At 68.8% G+C, this 12,474-nt stretch carries 10 protein-coding genes; 6 read left to right on the top strand and 4 right to left on the bottom strand.

The window, feature by feature from the left end; genetic code table 11:
* Both argS and P8934_RS15680 read right to left on the bottom strand, forming a co-directional pair.
* Positions 1–1,686, bottom strand: coding sequence for an arginine--tRNA ligase (gene argS / locus P8934_RS15685; RefSeq protein WP_278031863.1), 1,686 nt, complete (start codon positions 1,684–1,686; stop codon positions 1–3).
* 101 nt (positions 1,687–1,787) lie between these two features.
* Positions 1,788–4,031, bottom strand: coding sequence for a primosomal protein N' (locus P8934_RS15680; protein WP_278031862.1), 2,244 nt, complete (start codon positions 4,029–4,031; stop codon positions 1,788–1,790).
* A gap of 159 nt (positions 4,032–4,190) precedes the next feature.
* Here P8934_RS15680 and rpmE point away from each other — a divergent pair, with 159 nt between their 5' ends.
* Together rpmE and P8934_RS15670 are read left to right on the top strand one after the other, a co-directional pair.
* Positions 4,191–4,403 carry a 50S ribosomal protein L31 gene (gene rpmE, locus P8934_RS15675; RefSeq protein WP_040185115.1) on the top strand — a complete coding sequence of 71 codons (213 nt, stop codon included), beginning with the start codon at positions 4,191–4,193 and terminating at the stop codon, positions 4,401–4,403.
* 263 nt (positions 4,404–4,666) lie between these two features.
* A complete protein-coding gene (locus P8934_RS15670; protein WP_278031861.1) occupies positions 4,667–5,938 on the top strand; it encodes a malic enzyme-like NAD(P)-binding protein in 1,272 nt (423 codons plus the stop codon).
* 80 nt (positions 5,939–6,018) lie between these two features.
* Here the strand turns inward: P8934_RS15670 and P8934_RS15665 are convergent, their stop codons facing one another.
* Both P8934_RS15665 and P8934_RS15660 read right to left on the bottom strand, forming a co-directional pair.
* Positions 6,019–6,756, bottom strand: a complete 738-nt coding sequence (locus P8934_RS15665) for a DUF481 domain-containing protein (RefSeq protein ID WP_278031860.1) — start codon at positions 6,754–6,756, stop codon at positions 6,019–6,021.
* A gap of 135 nt (positions 6,757–6,891) precedes the next feature.
* Entirely contained in the window at positions 6,892–9,420 is a 2,529-nt protein-coding gene (locus tag P8934_RS15660; protein ID WP_278031859.1) for a penicillin-binding protein 1A, read from the bottom strand.
* 265 nt (positions 9,421–9,685) lie between these two features.
* Here P8934_RS15660 and pilM point away from each other — a divergent pair, with 265 nt between their 5' ends.
* Genes pilM through P8934_RS15640 form a run of 4 tightly spaced genes read left to right on the top strand, consistent with a single transcriptional unit; the run spans position 9,686 to position 12,469 of the window.
* On the top strand, positions 9,686–10,747 hold the full coding sequence (gene pilM, locus P8934_RS15655) for a type IV pilus assembly protein PilM (protein WP_106230514.1): 1,062 nt from the start codon (positions 9,686–9,688) through the stop codon (positions 10,745–10,747).
* On the top strand, positions 10,744–11,316 hold the full coding sequence (locus P8934_RS15650) for a PilN domain-containing protein (RefSeq protein WP_278031858.1): 573 nt from the start codon (positions 10,744–10,746) through the stop codon (positions 11,314–11,316). The genes pilM and P8934_RS15650 overlap by 4 nt, the downstream gene beginning before the upstream one ends.
* On the top strand, positions 11,313–11,942 hold the full coding sequence (gene pilO / locus P8934_RS15645) for a type 4a pilus biogenesis protein PilO (RefSeq protein WP_278031857.1): 630 nt from the start codon (positions 11,313–11,315) through the stop codon (positions 11,940–11,942). Before P8934_RS15650 ends, pilO begins: the two co-directional genes overlap by 4 nt.
* Positions 11,939–12,469 carry a pilus assembly protein PilP gene (locus tag P8934_RS15640; RefSeq protein ID WP_278031856.1) on the top strand — a complete coding sequence of 177 codons (531 nt, stop codon included), beginning with the start codon at positions 11,939–11,941 and terminating at the stop codon, positions 12,467–12,469. Before pilO ends, P8934_RS15640 begins: the two co-directional genes overlap by 4 nt.
* The last annotated feature ends 5 nt before the right edge of the window (positions 12,470–12,474 follow it).

Below are 12,474 nucleotides of genomic sequence, written 5' to 3'. Positions count from 1 at the left end.
TTACATCTCCTCGGGCGCACCGACACCCATCAGGTCGAGGCCGTTGCGCAGGACCTGGCGCGTGGCCAGCCCCAGCGCCAGCCGGGCGTTGCGCAGGGCGTCATCGTCGACCATCACCTTCACCGCGTTGTAGCAGGTGTGGAAATCGGCGGCGAGGTCGAGCAGGTACTGGGCGATCTGCTGGGGCTCGTGGGCGGCGGCGGCGTGCTGGACCACCTCGGGATAGCGGGCCAGGCGGTTGAGCAGCGCCTTCTCCTGGTCGGCCTCCAGCAGGGCCAGGCTCTGCACGGCCAGGGCGTGGTCGAACGGCTTCTCCTCGGCCTCGGCCTTGCGCAGCATGCTGCAGACCCGGGCGTGGGCGTACTGCACGTAGTAGACCGGGTTGTCGTTGGACTGGGAGCGCGCCAGGTCGATGTCGAAGGTGAGCTGGGAATCCGCCCGGCGGGCGGCCAGGAAGAAGCGGGTGGCGTCGCGGCCCACCTCGTCGATCAGGTCGCGCACCGTGACGTAGCTGCCGGCGCGCTTGGAGAGCTTCACCTCGACCCCGGAGCGGGTGACCATCACCATCTGGTGCAATACGTAGTCGGGCCAGCCCTGGGGGATGCCGGCCTCAAGGGCCTGGAGGCCGGCGCGCACCCGGGTCACGGTGGAGTGATGGTCGGCCCCCTGCTCGTTGATCACCGTCTCGAAGCCGCGCTGCCACTTGTCCAGGTGGTAGGCGACGTCGGGCAGGAAGTAGGTGTAGTGGCCGTCGGACTTGCGCATCACCCGGTCCTTGTCGTCGCCGAAGTCGGTGGTGCGCAGCCACAGGGCGCCGTCCTGCTCGTAGGTATGGCCCTGCTCGATGAGCCGCTGGACCGTGGCCTCGACCTTGCCCTGTTCGTAGAGCGAGGACTCCAGGAAGTAGACGTCGAAGGTCACGCCGAAGGCCTTGAGGTCGAGGTCCTGCTCGCGGCGCAGGTAGGCCACGGCGAAGTCGCGGATGGCGTCCAGGTCCTCCTGGTCGCCTGCCGCCGTGACGTGCCGGTCATCGGCATGCACCGTCTCCCCGGCCAGGTAGGCGTTGGCCACGTCGATGATGTAGCCGCCGCGGTAGCCGTCCTCCGGCCAGCCCGGGTCGCCGGGGTCGATGCCCTTGACCCGCGCCTGAACGGAGCGCGCCAGGTTGCTGATCTGGGCGCCGGCGTCGTTGTAGTAGAACTCGCGGGTCACCTCATGGCCGGTGGCCTCGAGCAGGCGGCTGATGCTGTCGCCGATCGCCGCGCCGCGGCCGTGGCCCACGTGCAGCGGCCCGGTGGGATTGGCGGAGACGAACTCCACCTGCACCTTCCGGCCCTGGCCGGTGAGGTTGCGGCCATAGGCGTCGCCGGCCTCGAGCACCTGGCGCACCACCTGGGCGGCGGCGTCGGTGGCGGCGAAGAAGTTGACGAAGCCGGGGCCGGCGATCTCCACCTTCTGCACGGCATCGCTCGTCGGCAGGGCCGCGACCAGCGCCTCGGCCAGCTCGCGAGGCTTCCTGCCGGCCGGCTTGGCCAGCATCAGCGCCAGGTTGGTGGCATAGTCGCCGTGGGCCTTGTCGCGGGTCGGGTCGACCTTGATGGTCGGCGCGATATCGGCGGGCAGCACGCCCTGCTGCCGGAGGTTGTCCAGGGCGCCCTCGAGCAGCGCGATGATGGTCTCTTTCATGGAAGTGTCCGGTGTCCTGTGGCGTGGGCGGTGCGAGCGACCGCCGGGCGAGTCTGGGGCGCCATTATCGGCAATCGGCGCCGGGCTTTAAAGGTGTGTGGTCAGGCCAGGGTCTGCGGGTCGATATCCAGCGACCAGCGCACCCGTCGCGCCTCGGGACGGCCCTCGAGCCAGGCGACCAGCCAGGCGCCGGCCTCGTGCAGCTGGCTGCGGCGGTCGGCGGCCAGCATCAGCTGCAGGTGGTAGCGGTTCTGGCGCCGTTCCATGGGGGCCGGGACCGGCCCCAGGCAGTCGACCGCGAGGCCGCGCTCGCCGACCCGCTGGCGCAGGGCCTCGGCGGCCAGGCCGCCCAGGGCCACCACGGCCGTCTCCATGGGGGCCTCGAGGCGCAGCAGGGCGAGGAAGCGGAAGGGCGGCAGCCGGGCAGCCCGCCGCTCCTCCAGCAGCTGGCCGGCGAGGGCGTCGTAGCCCCGCTCGGCAAGCAGGCGCAGGTGCGGGTCGTCGGTGTGCAGGGTCTGCACCAGCACCCGGCCGGGATGGGCGGCGCGGCCGGCGCGCCCCGCCACCTGCTCGAGCAGCTGGGCGCTGTGTTCCAGGGCCCGGAAGTCGCTGGCATAGAGCCCGGCATCGGCATTGACCACCACCACCAGGGTGACATGGGGCAGGTGGTGTCCCTTGGCCAGCATCTGGGTCCCCACCAGCAGACAAGGATCGCCGCGGCGCACCTCGGCCAGCACCTGCTCGAGGGCGTCGCGGCGCCGGGTGCTGTCGCGGTCGATGCGGTGTACCGGCACCTCGGGGAACAGCGACGCCAGGGTCTCCTCGGTGCGCTCGGTGCCACTGCCCAGGGGGCGCAGGTCGACGCTGCCGCACTCGGGGCAGGCGTCGGGGAGGGCGCGGCGCCGGTCGCAGTGGTGGCAGGCCAGCAGCGGCGGCTGCCGGTGCAGGGTCATGCGCGCATCACAGTGGTCGCACTCGGCCATCCAGCCGCAGGCGTGGCAGGCCAGGGTGGGGGCGAAGCCGCGCCGGTTGATGAAGACCAGCACCTGGTGGCCGGCGGCCAGGGTCTCGCGCACCGTCTCGATCACCGGCGGGATCAGCCCGCCCTGGCGGCGCCGGCCGCGCAGGTCGACAAGCTCGAGGCGGGCCGGGGCATGGCGGCTTGCCCGTCGGGTCAGGCGCAGGTGACGGTAGTCACCTTGTTGCGCCCGCTGCAGCGACTCCAGCGACGGGGTGGCGCTGCCCAGCAGCAGCGGGATGCGGTGGTGATGGGCGCGGGCCACGGCCAGGTCGCGGGCATGGTAGCGCAGGCCATCCTGTTGCTTGTAGGAGCCGTCGTGCTCCTCGTCGACGACGATCACGCCGGGGCGGGCCAGGGGGGTGAAGATGGCCGAGCGGGTGCCCAGCACGATGGGTGCCCGGCCGCTGGCGGCGGCTTCCCAGGCATCGAGGCGCTCGTGGTCGGTGAGCCCCGAGTGCAGCGCCACCACCGGTGCCCGGAAGCGGCGGCGGAAGCGGGCGAGGGTCTGGGGCGTCAGGCCGATCTCGGGGACCAGCACCAGGACCTGGCGATGGCGGGCGATGACCGCCTCGATCAGCTGCAGGTAGACCTCGGTCTTGCCACTGCCGGTGACGCCATGCAGCAGGCAGGGATGGAAGCCGTCGAGCCGCTCGTGGATGGCGGCCAGCGCCACGGCCTGCTCGCGGTTGAGGGGCAGGGCGGGTTCGGCCAGCCCCACGTCGCCCTCGGCCGCCGGCGAGGCCGCCAGGGGTTCCTCGTGTCGCGCCACCAGGCCCTTGTCGGCCAGGGCGCGCAGCTGGTCGCGGCTGAACGACTGGGCGAGGATCGCCTGGCTGACCAGCCCATGGGGATGCTGGCGCAGCATGCCCAGCAACTCCGCCTGGCGGGGGGCCCGGGCCAGACCCCGCGGGGCGTCCTGGCGGCCGGCGGCGGTGACGCTCCAGCGCTCGCGGGTGCGAGCCTCGAGCGCCCGGCCCTGGCGCAGCAGTCCCGGCATCGCCTGGTGCAGGGTGTCGCCGAGGGCATGCTGGTAGTAGCGGGCGGCGAAGCGGCACAGCCACAGCCAGTCGGCCGGCAGCGGGGCGTCGTCCAGGCAGCCCGCCACTGGCCTGAGGCGTGACAGCGGCAGCTCGCTCTCGTCCCGGCACTCCGCTACCACGCCGACCACCTCCCGGCGGCCGAAGGGCACCGTCACCCGCAGGCCAGGCTGCCATCCCCCCGGGGGTGACTCGCGGCAGGGGCGGTAGTCGAACAGCCGGCGCAGCGGCGAGGGTACGGCAACGCCCAGTACGCGTGGCACGGGCGGGCAGGGGGAATCGGGCAATTGGCCTCCGGCGTCGGCTCTGCTAGAATGCTTCGCCGCTGCGGACACCCTGGCCCTGTACAAGGGAGCGTGGCGGCAACCGGTTCGCATCTACAGACAACCCGTATGCGGTGCCTGGCAGAAGATCAGGTGGCGGCATACAGCTTCATGAGGCTCAAGATGAAACAAGGTATCCACCCGGATTACAAGACGGTCAACGCGACCTGTTCCTGCGGCGCCACCTTCGAGGTCGGCACCACCGCCGGTCACGACTTCTCCCTGGACGTCTGCTCACAGTGCCACCCCTTCTACACCGGCAAGCAGAAGCAGGCGACCACCGGTGGTCGCGTCGAACGCTTCAACAAGCGTTTCGGTGCCGCCATCAAGCGCTGAGCCGCCCGGCACGAGGCACCATCGAGAAACCCGCCCATCGTGGCGGGTTTCTTTATGCCCGCTCGTCGGAGCGCCACCCGTCCCGTTGCCGGCCGCGAGGATAAGCAAAGCGTTATGGCTGGCGGGGTCAGCCATAAGTGTCGGCAAATGGCCGGTAACGTCTTCAAACGAGCGTACAACAGGGCGGATGTCTGGCGAGTTGAGCGCGACAGGCTTTTTGTATACGCTAGCCGACCTCCCACTGTTTACCGGATCCTCTCAGCATGACTGACGCGAAGAAGAAGGCGGCGCTGGATTACCACGCGAAACCCATCCCCGGAAAGCTGTCGGTGGAGCTCACCAAGCCCACCGCCACCGCCCGGGACCTCTCCCTGGCCTACAGCCCGGGCGTGGCGGAGCCTGTTCGCGAGATCGCCAGTGACCCGGAGAACGCCTACCTCTACACCGGCAAGGGCAACCTGGTGGCAGTGATTTCCGACGGCAGCGCCATCCTCGGCCTTGGCAACCTGGGCCCACTGGCGAGCAAGCCGGTGATGGAAGGCAAGGGGGTGCTGTTCAAGCGCTTCGCCGGCATCAACTCGGTGGACATCGAGGTCAATGCCGAGAGCCCGCAGGCCTTCATCGACACCGTGGCGCGCATCGCCGATACCTGGGGCGGCATCAACCTCGAGGACATCAAGGCCCCGGAGTGCTTTGAGATCGAGCAGGCGCTGATCGAGCAGTGCAGCATCCCGGTGTTCCACGATGACCAGCACGGCACGGCCATCGTCACCGCCGCGGGCATGCTCAATGCCCTGGAGATCGCCGGCAAGTCGCTGGACAGCGCCCGCATCGTCTGCCTGGGGGCCGGTGCCGCGGCCATTGCCTGCATGAAGCTGCTGGTCTCCTGTGGCGCGCATCCCGAGAACATCGTGATGCTCGACCGCAAGGGCGTGATCCACAGCGGCCGCGAGGACCTGAACCAGTACAAGGCGATGTTCGCCGTGGAGACCGACAAGCGCACCCTGGCCGACGCCATCGACGGCGCCGACGTCTTCGTCGGCCTCTCCGGTCCGGGACTAATGAGTGCCGACCACATCCGCAGCATGGCCCCCAATCCGGTGGTCTTCGCCTGCACCAATCCCGACCCGGAGATCCACCCTGACGTGGCCCGGGAGGCGCGACCGGACGTGATCATGGCGACCGGCCGCTCCGACTACCCCAACCAGGTCAACAACGTGCTGGGCTTTCCCTTCATCTTCCGCGGGGCACTCGACGTGCGCGCCACGCGCATCAACGAGGAGATGAAGGTCGCCGCCGTCCACGCCCTCAAGGACCTCGCTCGCGAGCCGGTGCCGCAGGAGGTGCTGGAGGCCTACGAGATGGACGAGATGACGTTCGGGCCGGAGTACATCATCCCCACCCCTGTGGACATCCGCCTGCTCGACCGGATCTCCTCGGCGGTGGCCCAGGCCGCGGTGGACTCCGGGGTGGCGCGCAAGCCCTATCCGTCCCATTACCCGCTGAAGACCGTGGATGACGTCTACGGCGGCTGAGCCCCGAAGACCCCCTCCGTTGCGCGACGACGCCGGCTCTCGAGCCGGCGTCGTCGTCTGTGGCGAGGAGGGCTCGGGGCCTACCAGTCGTAGAGGAGCGAGGCGCTGGTGGTATGGTCGGTGCGGGCCTCGGCGCCCTCCGGCGGGCGGGAGTTGTCGCGGATCTCGTGGGAGAGCCGCAGGGCCAGGTGAGCGTTGAGCCGCGCGGTGAGCGAGGTCAGCGAGCGCGAGGTGGTGTTGTCGTCGGTCGCCTCCACCGAGAGTTCCTGTGCCAGGCTGGAGGTCTCCGAGAAGGCCCATTCGTAGGCCAGCGCCCCGTAGGCCACGCCCAGGGTGGCGTTCTCCTCCCCCTCGATGCGGTCATAGCGGTAGCCAGGTCCCGCCTCCAGCGAGAGCTTGTGCCTTTCGCCGTCGAGCAGGTCGCGGCCGTAACCGCCGATGGTGGTGAACTGCTGGTCGTAGCCGCCGAAGCGGTCCTTCTCCCAGCGGGCAAAGCCGAACACGTAGTGGGGGCCGTCGAGCCCGTAGCGCTCGCGGCCGGCCACCAGGTATTGCTCGGCGCTGGTATCACCGTTTCGCGAGACGTTGCGTACCTCGCCGCGCAGGGTGTGGGTCCAGTCGTCGACTACCCAGGTGAGCCGGCCCTTGCCGATCAGGGTCTGGCTGTCGGTGTTGCCCGAGAGGTGGGTGTAGCCCAGCTCGGCGCTGCCGCCGAAGCCCTGGTCATCCTCCTCGGGCGGCGGCGGGGCATAGAAGGGGCCGGCCTGGGTGCCGCCGGCGAGCGTCAGCAGGCCGCAGAGGGCCGCCCATCGAGTCATCGAAGGGAGTGTCGCGGGATGCGGCATGGTGGTTCTCCCCGGGTTGCCGGATGTCGATAGCTGCCCGAAGCGGCGTGCGAGGTTGCGCTGCCCGGGCGGCGTCCCTGCCGCCCGGTGCAGGAGTCGGGTGTCGGCCTAGAAGATGGCCTCGTAGGCGCCGGTGCCCTGGGAGCCGCTCTCGCGCTCGACCTCACGCTCGACGCGACGCGGCTGGACGTCCGGCAGGTAGTCGGCCATGAACAGCTCCTCGATGCCGCCGCCCTGTCCCTCACGCAGCAGGCGGCCGGTGTCGGGGTCGACCCGCTCGGTGACCACCTGCTCCGGCCGCTCGGGCCAGCGCTCGGGCTGGCCCTCCAGGGCCTGGCCCATGAAGTCCATCCAGATCGGCAGGGCGGCCTGGGCGCCGTACTCGGCGGTGGAGGAGTTGTCGTCCTTGCCCACCCAGGCGGTGGTCACCAGGTCGCTGTTGAAGCCGGCGAACCAGGCATCGCGCTGGTCGTTGGTGGTGCCGGTCTTGCCGACGATGTCGCTGCGGCCGAGCTCCAGGGCCTTGCGCGCGGTGCCGCGCTCGACCACGTCGCGCAGCATGTCGCGCAGGATGTAGACGGCGGCGGGATCGGCGACCCGAGGGGCGACCTCGAAGGTCTCGCCGTCGCGCTCCACGGTCTGCTGGCCATCGCGGCAGTCGCGACAGGCGACGCGCGGGTTGGCTTCCTCGACGACGGTGGTGTCATCGCCGCGGGTCACCCGCTCGATGAACCAGGGCGACACCTGGAAGCCGCCGTTGGCCAGCACCGCATAGGCGTTGGTCATCTCCAGGGGGGTGAGGCTCGCGCTGCCCAGGGCCAGGGAGAGGCCGCGCGGCAGCTGGTCGGCGGCGAAGCCGAAGCCCTGCAGGAACTCGATGGTGCGATCCAGCCCCAGGGACTGCAGCACGCGGATGGTGACCAGGTTGCGCGAGCGGGCCAGGGCATCGCGCAGCCGGATCGGGCCGAGGAAGTCGCCGCTGGAGTTCGCCGGGCGCCACAGCTCGTCGCTGCCGTCCTGCATCACCACCGGGGCATCGTTGACCACGCTGGCGGGGTTCATCTCGCCGCTGTCCAGCGCCGCCAGGTAGACGAAAGGCTTGAAGATCGAGCCGGACTGGCGACGGGCCTGGGTGGCGCGGTTGAACTTGCTGGCATCGAAGTCGAAGCCGCCCTGCAGGGCCAGGATGGCCCCGGTGTCGGGGGCCATCGCCACCAGCGAGCCCTCGGCGTCGGGGCGCTGGGAGAGGCGCCAGCTGCCGTCCTCCCGCTGCAGGATGCGCACCAGGTCGCCGCGACTGGCGATCTCGCTCGCTGAGCCCGGGGCGGCGCCTCGGCTCCTGGCGCTGCGATAGGGGCGCGCCCACTCCAGGCCGGCCCAGTCGAGGGTGTGCAGCTCGCCGCCGCGGGCCAGCACCTGCATCTCGCGGCCCTCGCTCTCCACCACGATGGCCGGCTGCAGGGGGCCATAGGCCGGGGTGCGCTCGAGCACCTGCAGCCAGTTGCTGACATCGCCCTCGATGCCCTCGACCTCGGTCTGGCTGCGCTCGGCGGCGCGTCGCGCGGTCTGCATGATCTCGGGCGACTCGGCGAGTTCCTCCTCCAGACCCTCGCGTCCGGTCTGCTCCTGGGCCTCGGCCAGGCTGCGCGGGATGTCGGTCTCTTCGGGCCCGCGCCAGCCGTGCCGGGTGTCATAGGTGATCAGGCCGCCGGCCAGGGCCTGGCCCGCCAGCGGCTGGAGCTCGCTGTCCAGGGTGGTATGGATGCGATACCCGCCGGTGTAGGCCAGGTCGCCGTAGCGCTCCACCGCGAACTGTCGGGCCATCTCGGCGACGTAATCGGCCTCCACCTCCAGCTGGGCGAGGTGGCGGCTTGCGGTGACCGGGGCCTGCACGGCTTCCTCGTAGGCCGCCTGGTCGATGATCTCCAGTTCCCGCATGCGGAACAGGATCCAGTTGCGGCGGATCAGCGCCCGCTCGGCGTTGGCCAGCGGGTTGAAGGCGGAAGGCGCCTTGGGCAGGCCGGCGATCATCGCCGTCTCGGCCAGGGTCAGCTCGGCCAGCGGCCGGTCGTAGTAGACCTCCGCGGCGGCGGCGATGCCGTAGGCGCGGTTGCCCAGGTAGATCTTGTTGACGTAGAGCTCGAGGATCTCCTCCTTGGAGAGGATCTGCTCCATCTGCAGCGCCAGCAGGATCTCGCGGATCTTGCGGGTGAAGGTCCGATCCAGGGTGAGCAGGTAGTTGCGCGCCACCTGCATGGTGATGGTCGAGCCCCCGGACTGGATGTCGCCGCCGCTGGCCACCAGTTCCACGGCCGCACGCGCCAGGCCCTTGGGATCGACGCCGCGGTGGTCGAAGTAGGTGGCATCCTCGGCGGCCAGCAGGGCCCCGATGAGCGCCTGGGGGATCTCCTCATACTCCACCGGCGTGCGGCGCTCCTCGCCGAACTCGCCGATCAGCTTGCCGTCGCGGGTGAAGATGCGTAGCGGGGTCTGCAGCTCGAAGTCCTGCAGCTGGCGAACATCGGGCAGGCCGGGGGCGAAGTAGAGCGCGGCACCCACCACGCCCAGTACCCCGGCGGCGGAGAGCGAGACCAGCAGCCAGAGGACGGAGACAACCAGGGTTCTGAGTAACTTCATGAAAACGCGGTATCCATGCTGGGAACGGGGGCGGAGTGATGGCGATGAGCGTGGCCTTCCCTTGCGGCGGCCATTATAGGAAGCCGAGGGGGTGGTCACCAGCGTTGACGCCTGACGACACCGTCATTCGTGTGAGATCCGGAAATATCATGTAACCTTCGATTACGGATCGGGTATGATGAGTTTCATCTGTTCCGCCCCGGTTCGGAGTGGATAATCATAATGAGCGGCACGCCGCATGGATCAGGCAGGGGCATGACTCAAGATGCGACTGAGAGCATCCGGCAAGGGACTGGTCGGTGTCGACATCACCTCGGCAACCGTCAAGGTCATCGAACTCAAGCGCGCTGGTAGCCACTACCAGGTCGAAAGCTACGCCGTCCGGCCCCTGCGCGAGGGCGCCGTGATCGAGCGACGGATCCGCGACATGTCGGCCGTGGTGGACGCCCTGAAGCGTGCCGTGGACCATGCCCGGCCGGGCTCGCGCAACGCCGCTGTGGCCGTGCCGGCCAGCGCCGCCATCACCAAGACCCTCACCCTGCCCGCCTCGCTCGATGACGACGAGATCGAGGCGCGCATCCAGCTCGAGTCAGACAAGCACATCCCGTTTCCGTTCAGCGAGGTCGCCTTCGACTTCCAGCGGCTGGGGCTCAACTCGCGCTACGGCGACCAGCAGGACGTGTTGCTGGTCGCCTGCCGCCAGCAGGACGTCAACCAGTTGACCGAGGCCGTGCTGCAGGCCGGGCTGACCCCGGCGGCCGTTGACGTCGAGACCTTCGCCATGGAGCGCGCCTTCCAGGAGCTTCGCCACCAGCTGCCCGCGGACGAGGGCGAGCAGGAGTGCGTGGCCCTGGTGGATATCGGCGCCACCATGAACGCCTTCCATGTGCTGCGCGAGGGGCGCGTTACCTACAGCCGCGACACCGTGTTCGGTGGCCGCCAGCTGACCGACGAGATCCGCAACCGCTACGGGCTGAGCCTCGAGGAGGCGGGCCTGGCCAAGAAGCGCGGCGGCCTGCCCGATGACTACCAGCGCAGCGTACTCGACCCCTTCCTCGACACCCTGGTCCAGCAGGTGGGTCGCTCGCTGCAGCTCTACTATACCGCCGGGCGCAAGCAGGAGGTGCGGCGGATGATCCTGGCCGGCGGCACCAGCGTGCTTCCGGGGCTGGCCGAGCGCCTGGCCGAGGAGAGCGGCATGGAGGTGGTGATTGCCAACCCCTTCCGGCGCATGAAGGTGAACCCCCGCATCGACGTCCCGACCCTGGCCGGGGATGCCCCGGCCATGCTCACGGCCTGCGGCCTGGCGATGAGGGTAGGCAAATGACCATCGAGATCAACCTGCTCCCCTGGCGGGAGGAAGTGCGTGCCCGGCGCAGCAAGCGGTTCTACCTGGCGCTGGCGCTGATGGCGCTGATCGGCCTTGGCGGCGGCTATGGCATGACCTGGTACTACGAGCAGCGGCTGAGTGCTCAGCAGGAGCGTAACGAGTTCGTCGAGGCCGAAAGCAGGAGACTGGATGCCGCTATACGTGAGATCAGCGAGCTTGAGGAGATTCGGCAAACCATGGAGGCCCAGGTGCGGGTCTTCACGGAGCTTCAGGCGGGGCGAGCCCAGACCGTTCACGTCTTCAATGATCTGGTCACCAGCCTCGTCGACGGTGTGCATTACACGCGATTAAACCGGCAGGGAGACAACCTGCAGATGGCGGGTGTGGCCGAAAATAACCGCCAGGTGTCCGATCAGTTGCGAGCGCTGGCTGCTGCAGCGTCTCTCACTGAGCCTGTTCTTTCCGAAGTCGAGGCCGAGCAGGAAGGGGAGCTTCGACATTTCAGCCTGAGTCTCGGTCAGCGCATGCCATCGGCTTCTGATGACGCATCTGGAGGTCAGCCATGAGCATGAAGGACGAATGGCGCCGGTTACGTACCATGGACTGGGGCGAGCTGGACATCAAGGAGTCCGGCGGTTGGCCCTTCCTGCTGCAGCTGATCTGCTGTCTGCTGGTGCTGGGCCTGACGCTCGCCGGCATGTACTGGTATCTGGCAGCCCCCAAGGCCGAGGAGCTGGATCAGGCCAGGGCCGAGGAGGGGCGGCTGATCCGGGACTACCAGAGCAAGGCGGCCCAGGCGGCTCGTCTGGATGTCATGCGAGAGGAAATGGCCGTCCTCGAGGAGCGCATGGGGGTCCTCAGAGAGATGCTTCCCACGGGCGCCGAGGTTCCGTCGCTGATCGATAACATCAGTGAAGCGGCTATCAGCAACCAGCTTTCCATTGAGTTCATCCGCCTGCGTAGCCCCGTCTCGCAGGAGTTCTATGTCGAGCAGCCATTCGATATACGGGTGCAGGGTGACTACCACCGCATCGCGGAGTTTTTGGCGACTGTTGCCAGCCTGCCCCGCATCGTCACCCAGCACGACCTGATGCTCGAGCCCATGGAGGGCACTGGCGGTCAGCAATTGCAGCTGTCGATGCTTGCCCGCACCTACAGCTACCGCCAGCCGGATGATGAGGAGGCACCGTGACCAGACTGAACGGACGCCATGCGCTTCTGGTTCTCGGCATGACACTGCTGGCCGCCTGTGCGGACCCTGAGCTCCGTAGCCTCGAGCAGGAACTGGCCGAGGTGCGAACGGACCCGGGAGAAGTACCCCGGGTAGAACTCCCGGAAATCCCGCAGGTTGACCGGGTGGGGTATGCCGGGAGTGATGCCAGGAGTCCCTTCGAACCTCGGCGCATGCAGGATCAGCGTGAAGTGCCTGAGGCCGGTGAGCTTGCCCCTCCGCCTGATCGTCCTCGTGAGCCGCTGGAGGCCTACGACCTCTCCGAGCTGGATCTGGTCGGGACCTTGACGGTGGGCGGAGAGCCATCGGCGCTGGTACGGGGGCCCGATGGCAAGGTGCATCGGGTCCGGATCGGCGACTACATGGGGCTGGATCATGGACGTATCGTGAGTATCACGGATGCCTCGGTGGTATTGGTAGAGACCGTGCTTGAGCAAAACGCCTGGCAGGAGCGTTCCAGGCAGATTGCCCTCGGTGAGGGTGAATAATAGAA

It is taken from the genome of Halomonas sp. CKK8, from assembly GCF_029625235.1.
GTDB lineage: Bacteria > Pseudomonadota > Gammaproteobacteria > Pseudomonadales > Halomonadaceae > Halomonas > Halomonas ventosae.
Note: the sequence above shows the minus strand (reverse complement) of the source record. Positions and strands in the feature narration are given on the sequence as shown.

Excerpts from the sequence above, each read along its gene's own strand:
- argS (WP_278031863.1), bottom strand. The coding sequence starts at position 1,686 with ATGAAAGAGACCATCATCGCGCTGCTCGAGGGCGCCCTGGACAACCTC.
- rpmE (WP_040185115.1), top strand. The coding sequence starts at position 4,191 with ATGAAACAAGGTATCCACCCGGATTACAAGACGGTCAACGCGACCTGT.
- P8934_RS15670 (WP_278031861.1), top strand. The coding sequence starts at position 4,667 with ATGACTGACGCGAAGAAGAAGGCGGCGCTGGATTACCACGCGAAACCC.
- P8934_RS15665 (WP_278031860.1), bottom strand. The coding sequence starts at position 6,756 with ATGACTCGATGGGCGGCCCTCTGCGGCCTGCTGACGCTCGCCGGCGGC.
- P8934_RS15660 (WP_278031859.1), bottom strand. The coding sequence starts at position 9,420 with ATGAAGTTACTCAGAACCCTGGTTGTCTCCGTCCTCTGGCTGCTGGTC.
- P8934_RS15650 (WP_278031858.1), top strand. The coding sequence starts at position 10,744 with ATGACCATCGAGATCAACCTGCTCCCCTGGCGGGAGGAAGTGCGTGCC.
- pilM (WP_106230514.1), top strand. The coding sequence starts at position 9,686 with ATGCGACTGAGAGCATCCGGCAAGGGACTGGTCGGTGTCGACATCACC.
- pilO (WP_278031857.1), top strand. The coding sequence starts at position 11,313 with ATGAGCATGAAGGACGAATGGCGCCGGTTACGTACCATGGACTGGGGC.